This window comes from Pseudomonas luteola NBRC 103146, assembly GCF_002091675.1.
Lineage (GTDB): Bacteria > Pseudomonadota > Gammaproteobacteria > Pseudomonadales > Pseudomonadaceae > Chryseomonas > Chryseomonas luteola.
Map to the genome: position 1 here is coordinate 276,549 of NZ_BDAE01000004.1, position 6,770 is coordinate 283,318.

General features: G+C 55.2%; 4 protein-coding genes. 1 reads left to right on the forward strand and 3 read right to left on the reverse strand.

The features are described from left to right. Positions 1–75 precede the first annotated feature (75 nt). Positions 76–795: a 16S rRNA (uracil(1498)-N(3))-methyltransferase gene (locus PLU01S_RS08065; RefSeq protein WP_074824896.1), complete on the forward strand. Its 720-nt coding sequence runs from the start codon at positions 76–78 to the stop codon at positions 793–795. Positions 796–831: 36 nt separating this feature from the next. On the opposite strand, the gene PLU01S_RS08070 is transcribed toward PLU01S_RS08065, so the two are convergent. The 3 genes from PLU01S_RS08070 to PLU01S_RS08080 form a co-directional block, all read right to left on the reverse strand. Next, positions 832–1,311 carry a chemotaxis protein CheW gene (locus PLU01S_RS08070; RefSeq protein ID WP_010795382.1) on the reverse strand — a complete coding sequence of 160 codons (480 nt, stop codon included), beginning with the start codon at positions 1,309–1,311 and terminating at the stop codon, positions 832–834. Between the two features lie 11 nt (positions 1,312–1,322). Further along, entirely contained in the window at positions 1,323–2,345 is a 1,023-nt protein-coding gene (locus tag PLU01S_RS08075; RefSeq protein WP_074824899.1) for a chemotaxis protein CheB, read from the reverse strand. Continuing rightward, the coding region (locus PLU01S_RS08080) for an Hpt domain-containing protein (RefSeq protein WP_139803979.1) at positions 2,338–6,770 on the reverse strand (4,433 nt) is incomplete at its 5' end. The genes PLU01S_RS08075 and PLU01S_RS08080, both read right to left, overlap by 8 nt.

The following is a 6,770-nucleotide window of genomic DNA, read 5'->3' on the forward strand; positions in this document are numbered from 1 at the left end:
TTGAATCAAGCCGTGCCTTCAGCTCATGGGTCAGTAATAATAGGCAGCGACTGCTTTCTAAACCTGTGACTGCCAATGCGCCTATCTCGCTTTTACGTCGACCTTCCCCTTTCGCTCGGGCAACAGATCCTCCCTGAAGCACAGGCTCATTATATGGGGCGTGTATTACGTCTTACCTCGGGTACAGCCGTACAACTATTCGATGGGTCTGGCTATGAATACAAGGGAGTGCTAACCGAGATCGGGAAAAAGTCGGCGCACGTGGACATACAGGAGCGCTTTTCCGGAATGGAGGAATCAACGCTTCGTGTCCATTTAGGACAAGGTCTTTCCCGAGGGGAAAGAATGGATTGGGCTATACAAAAAGTGACAGAACTGGGCGCCGCCGAAATCACTCCTGTCATGACGGAGCGCTGCGAGGTGCGCCTGAAAGATGAGCGAGCCGACAAGCGTCTTCTACATTGGAAGCAGGTCGCTATTAGCGCCTGTGAGCAGTGCGGACGTTCAACCCTCCCTATCATCCATGCCCCCGTCACGCTAGCCGAGTGGCTTGGAAAGGTCGAGGCCGATTTGAAGCTTGTACTTCATCCCGTTGCGGAGCCGCTTACCAGCCACACACCACCCTCTAGTCTCGCCTTTCTGATAGGCCCAGAAGGTGGTCTTACTGATAACGAGGTGGCAGAGTCCCAGAAGGCCGGTTTTGTTTCTGCACGTCTGGGACCGCGTGTACTCAGGACTGAAACAGCGCCGGTTGTGGCGCTGGCTGTAGCACAGCAGCTCTGGGGAGACTTCTAGAAGGTTAGAAAGCCTGGTCTCAACCGGGCTTTCTGATTAAATCACTCCGATTTCAGCCAGCTTTTCTTCCAGCGCAATCAGATCGGGAATCTTCACTACACTACCCTGATGCTTCACAGCTGCCAGCTCCAGAGGATCCAGAGGAACATCAGCCGACTCAAGGTCAGGTGTAACTCTCATGGAACGTGGAATACCTTGCACGAGGATGGCCAGGAAACGCACATGAGCACGCCCTCCCAAGGCATTGATGATCGCGACCCGGGCTGACGTACTGTTACGGTCAAACTGCAACGGCGCTCCCGAGGCGGCTTCGAAGCTGAGCAGCGGGAGCCGAAGGTCTCGCCACGCTACCTGTCCCAAACACCAGTCAGGCTGATCGGCCAGCTTGGCAACCGGTCGATACGGTATCAGCTCAGCCACAGCAACGTTAGGCAGCAAAAGCGTGCGGTCCGTAAGGGAAAGCAGCAGTCCTGTCAGGTTTTCAGGTGTGCTTGTGAGTGCTGGTGTTTGGCTCATAGGAACTCCTTTCAATGAGCATGCTGCTTGGCTAGGCGGTTGACCAGTGCTTCGGCCAGCCCCCGCGGATCACTCGTGAACGAAGAGAATCCTGCCTCTCGAAGTGTCTCTGGCATACTGGCGCAACTACAACTGTCGGCGCTTTGAGTCCATATCTCCGCACCTCTTCGGCGCATATAGGCTGCTGAGCTGCTACCGTCATTACCCATGCCACTAAAAATGATCATGCCGCAACGCGAACCGAAATGTTGAGCCAGATTGAGCATCATCTGGTCGACCGAAGGCGTATAGGGCTCCGGCCATTTGCGGCTCAGGACATCCAGCTTGGAATCATTACGAAAGCTCAGCTCGTTCTGTGTTGGAACGACTATGACCTCACCACACTTGACCTCAAGTCCCGGCTGCGCAATTTGTACATGCCATTGACTGTGGCGACCTACCGCCATTGGAAGTGTCGCCTCGAAATTGGCATCGATATGCTGCGTATAAAGAAAGCCAATCGGGAGTCCGCCTGGCAAAGCGTCAAGAAAAGTCTTTACTGCATCCGGTCCGCCCAGCGATGCGGCCAACAGCCATACCTCTTTGGCAGACTCCCCCATCTGCAAGGGTGTTGAGGCCAGAGACGCTGGCAAACTCAGTCGCTCCGGACGCTCGGTATCAGCCAGAAGCGCCTGAAGGCTCGGACCAACTGCCTCGGTCGTATCACCCACCAAATGCTTCAGCTTGGTAATAAGACGGCGCTCCCAGCGCGGGAAAAGATCCGAGCTGAACTCAGGTGCCTGGCCTTCTCCAAAGAGGACAGGCGTAGAGGTATGTTCAAGCAGATCCTCCAGCACGTTGGAGTCTTCCGACTCAGCCAGATCCACCAGCCAAAGATCCGTCTCACAGGCTCGCAAGGCTTCCACATCAAGCCGCATCGGATCGCTGTTGAATACCACCTGATAGCCGTTGCCAGCCAATACCTGTTGCAACACATACCGTTGCAAAGAGGTATCAGCCAGAATGGCAACTCGAACTATTGCTTTCTCAGTCATTTACCTTGACCAACTGTTGGATGTGATTGAGAAGCTCATTTTCCTGGTACGGCTTGCCTAGGTAATGATTTACGCCAATAGTGAAAGCACGATCACGGTGCTTCTCGCCTGTGCGTGACGTAATCATGATGATAGGCAGGTCCTTGAGATGCTCATCGTGACGCACGAGTGAAGCCACCTCGAAGCCATCCATCCGCGGCATCTCGATATCAAGCAACAGGATATCGGGCTTGCGCTCCTGAAGTAGAGCAATCGCATCCACGCCATCCTTAGCGGTAATCACGTCCATCCCGCTCCGTTCAAGCAGACGGCTAGTCACCTTGCGAACCGTAACCGAGTCGTCAACCACCATAACCAGTGTCGGCCGCTCAACTTCGGTCTCCACGGCATAGTCGATCGCAATAGACAGGTCGGCCGGCGCGCCAACGGCACGAGCATAGCGGCTGCGAATCAAGGCCAGCAGGTCAAGAATCACGACTACTCGACCATCCCCTAGAATCGTAGCGCCAGAGATACCATGCACGCCGGTAAACTGTGGGCCCAGGCTCTTTACTACGATCTCTCGCGAACCGGCCAGGCTGTCGATCTGTATAGCCACGGCATGGTCATTCGAGCGCACCAAAATAACCGGCAAGGGAAGCGGCTGGTTGATCAGTTTAGGCCGTTGCCCATTTTCCAGCAGCTCACCCAAGTATTTCAGCTCATACGTCTGGCCTGCATACTCGAAGGAACGAGCACCGGCCTGATAGTAAGCTTCCAGCTCCGTCGCCGACACACGAACGATACCTTCGATTGTGTTCAGCGGAACTGCATACAGGTCCTCGCCAGAGTGCACCATCAGTGCCCGGTTAACCGACACCGTAAAGGGCAAACGGATCGAAAAGGTTGTTCCCTCTCCTGCAACCGAGTGAATGCCCATGGTTCCACCCAATTGTTTAACCTCGGAGTGGACCACGTCCATACCAACGCCGCGTCCGGAAATCTGAGTCACCTGTGCAGCGGTGGAGAAGCCCGACTCCAGGATGAACTGCATGACCTCCTGCTCGGAAAGCTCACTGCCCTCATCCATCAGCCCGCGCTCTATAGCTTTGCGACGTACCGCAGACAAATCGATACCACGGCCATCGTCAGAAAGCGTCAGCAGAATATCACCGCCCTCACGACTCAAGGAGAGGTGGATATTGCCCGTTTCGGGCTTGCCTGTTTCCTTACGTGCTTCACTGTTTTCGATACCATGGTCTACCGCGTTACGCAGCATGTGCTCGAGCGGAGCGACAATGCGCTCCAGCACATTGCGATCCATTTCGCCTTCGGGGTTGTTTACCTCAAACTCAACCTGCTTTCCCAGCTCACCCGCCACCTGCCGAACAACGCGGCGCAGGCGTGGAACCATACGGTCGAAAGGCACCATGCGCGTACGCATCAGGCCCTCCTGAAGTTCCGTGTTGACGCGAGCCTGCTGTAATAGCAGGGTCTCCGCATCACGGTTACGGGATGCCAGTGTGTTTTTCAGATCGAGCAAGTCAGACGCCGACTCGAACAAGGAGCGGGACAGCTGTTGCAGTTGCGAATATCGGTCCATTTCCAATGGATCGAACTCTTCATAGCCCGCACGCTCATGCTCATCCTGGTGACGGCTGAGGATCTGGGCCTGCGTTTCGGTATCCAGGCGACGTAACTGATCGCGGACCCGCTCAATGGTCGCTTCCATCTCACTGAGCGTGGCACCGATATCACTAACCTGCTGCTCGACACGACCTCGGAAAATGGAAGTCTCACCGGCCAGATTAACCAGGTTTTCGAGCAGGTCAGCCGGAACGCGTACCAATTCCTGAGGAGCTCGACGGTTACTGTCTTTGCGCGCCGCTTCCTGCGCCCGTTGTACGAAAGGCAGCACCTGAACCTGATCATTGGACTCTTGCGGTGCGGCGGCCATGACAGGGGCAAGCACCTCCAGAGGTTGCTCGGGCTCGCTCACTGGTTCAGGTTCAATCGCTACAGCCAATGCAGGCATGGGCGCTGCGGTGAAATGTTCACGCAGGTCCGCAATTCGTGCCCCTAGATCAGCCAAGCCGTCACGGGCCTTGCCTTTCAACTCAACAATACGGTCCGAGGCAACGGGCCCGTTCAATGGGCTGGCGTCCCCCAGCTCCTGTTCAAGCAAGTGGGCCTGGTCACCCAGTGCGAACTGGCCTGCGAGACGAGCACCACCTTTCAAGGTATGCAGGCAGCGCAGCAGATCATCAACGGCCTCATTCGAGCCTTCGACTTCCTCCCAACGATGGAGCGCCAACTCCATATTGGTGAGCAAGTCCTCAGCCTCCTCGATAAAGATCTCCAGAATTTCGTCTTCATCGGAGTCTTCTACTTGAGCAGACGGCAATGTAATGCTGACAGGCTGCTCCAACTGCTGATCCGTGCTGGTACGGAAAGCATGAATGGCCTCCACCAGACGCTGGCCAGACGGTACAGGTTGGCGATTACGGACACTTTCCAGCATCTCAAGCAACAGGTCGTGGCTTTGATGTAGAAGGCCAAACAAGTGCTCACTCGAACGGAGGCGTCCTGCACTTAATCCTTCGTATAGGAATTCAAGCTCATGGGCCAAATCGCTGACGGGTGTGATGTCAGCCATACGGGCACCGCCCTTGAGCGTATGCAGGTCACGCTGCAAGGCTTCCAGCTCAAAGCTGTTATGCGTATCCATCTGCCAACGTTGCAGAGAGCCTGCCGCGCTTTGAAGAATATCGAAACCTTCCTCAAGGAAAATATCGATCAGTTCCTCGTCAGCCTCGTCCAGAGGCTCGAAAGGTTGAACCTCTGACGTTGACGTGTCCTCGGAATACGCAGCGTCTTCATCCTGCTCGACCTGCTGCGTCCGCTGTATACCCTGCCGATAGGCCTGAATCGCATCGACCAGGTCATCAGGCTGACTAAGCGCTTGATGATTCTGCAACTGGTCAAGCTGCTGAGCCAAGCGGTCATGACAACGCTGGAGCAGCGGTTTCAAGTCGTCACTTGGTTGGTAACGACCGTCAACAAGCCCCTCGTATAACGTCTCAAGTTCATGGGCCAAAAGGCTGATGGGCTCGATATCAGCCATCCGCGCCCCGCCCTTGAGAGTATGTAGGTCGCGCTGCAGAATCCAGAGATTGTTATGGTTGGTCGGCTCCTTGAACCAACGCTCAAGTGCCTGCCCAGCGCTATCAAGCAGGTCGACCGCCTCTTCCAGGAAGATGGCCACCATCTCGCTGTCAAGCTCATCGTCAACTGGAATAGCAGGAGCCTGTGCAACGGGCTCGGCCGTACTGATCGCAGAGGACTCGACTACCGGATCGACATCATCAGCCGACACTGCCTCAGCCTCAGCCTCAGCCTCAGTCTCAGTCTCAGTCTCAGTCTCAGTCTCAGTCTCAGTCTCAGTCTCAGTCTCAGTCTCAGGAGCATCCAGTTCAGCAAGAAGCAATTGCAACGCATTGATGCGCTCACCCTGAGGTGTGGCTCTAAGCCCCACGGCCAGTTGGTTAAGCATGCTGACCAAGGCTTCCTGGGAAGCCAGCACCTCCTCGAAGAACACGTCGCGATGAGGAATATGCGCACTAATGCAGGATTGATAGACCTCGCAAAGAGCTGAACTCAACGCCTCCACGTCTGAAAGCCCCGCGTTAGCGGCCCGATCAGAGAAATGAGTGAACTCAGCGGACAGCGAGGCAGCATGATGAGCATCGTCACCCGTTGCTTGCCAGCCCTCTAGCAGCCCATCGGCCTTGAGCAGGATATCCATGCTCTCGATAAGAAAATCGGAGAGGCGTTGACGATTGTGATGCGTATTCGACTCTGCCGCATCGATCGAAGCGGTCTGCTCGGATCTTTGCTCCAGCAGATCCTGCAATCGAGCCAACAAGGCATCATTATCGATAAGCTGAATATCGATATGGTCGTCACTCAATTGTCTGAGGCCGTCCTCTATCGAATACGCTGCATCCGCCAGCACCTGCTGCTCTTCAGAGCCAAACGGTGTATGGCTTGCCTTGTATTCCTTAACAACACGCTCCAACAACGAAGCAAGGTCAGCAATCGCTGAAATACCTGCCATATGAGCGCTACCCTTGAGGGTATGCAAGGCACGCAACAGATTATCAGTAACCTGTTGAGGTACCTCAGGGTCCGCCTGTTCGAGGTATTCCGCAATTGTTGCAAGATGAGCCTCCGCCTCATTACGGAAGATATCCAGTAGCAACGGATCAACATTTTCACGCTCAGGCAGCTCTTCAAACACAGGCTCGCTTGTAACCTGTGCATCCAGCGACTTTTCGTCATCAGCTTCAAGGCTAAGCTCTGGCTCTGGCTCTGGCTCTGGCTCTGGCTCTGGCTCTGGCTCTGGCTCTGGCTCTGGCTCTGGCTCTGGCTCTGGCTCTGGCTCTG

Coding starts and splice junctions, on each gene's coding strand:
- PLU01S_RS08065 (WP_074824896.1), top strand. CDS start 76: ATGCGCCTATCTCGCTTTTACGTCGACCTTCCCCTTTCGCTCGGGCAA.
- PLU01S_RS08070 (WP_010795382.1), bottom strand. CDS start 1,311: ATGAGCCAAACACCAGCACTCACAAGCACACCTGAAAACCTGACAGGA.
- PLU01S_RS08075 (WP_074824899.1), bottom strand. CDS start 2,345: ATGACTGAGAAAGCAATAGTTCGAGTTGCCATTCTGGCTGATACCTCT.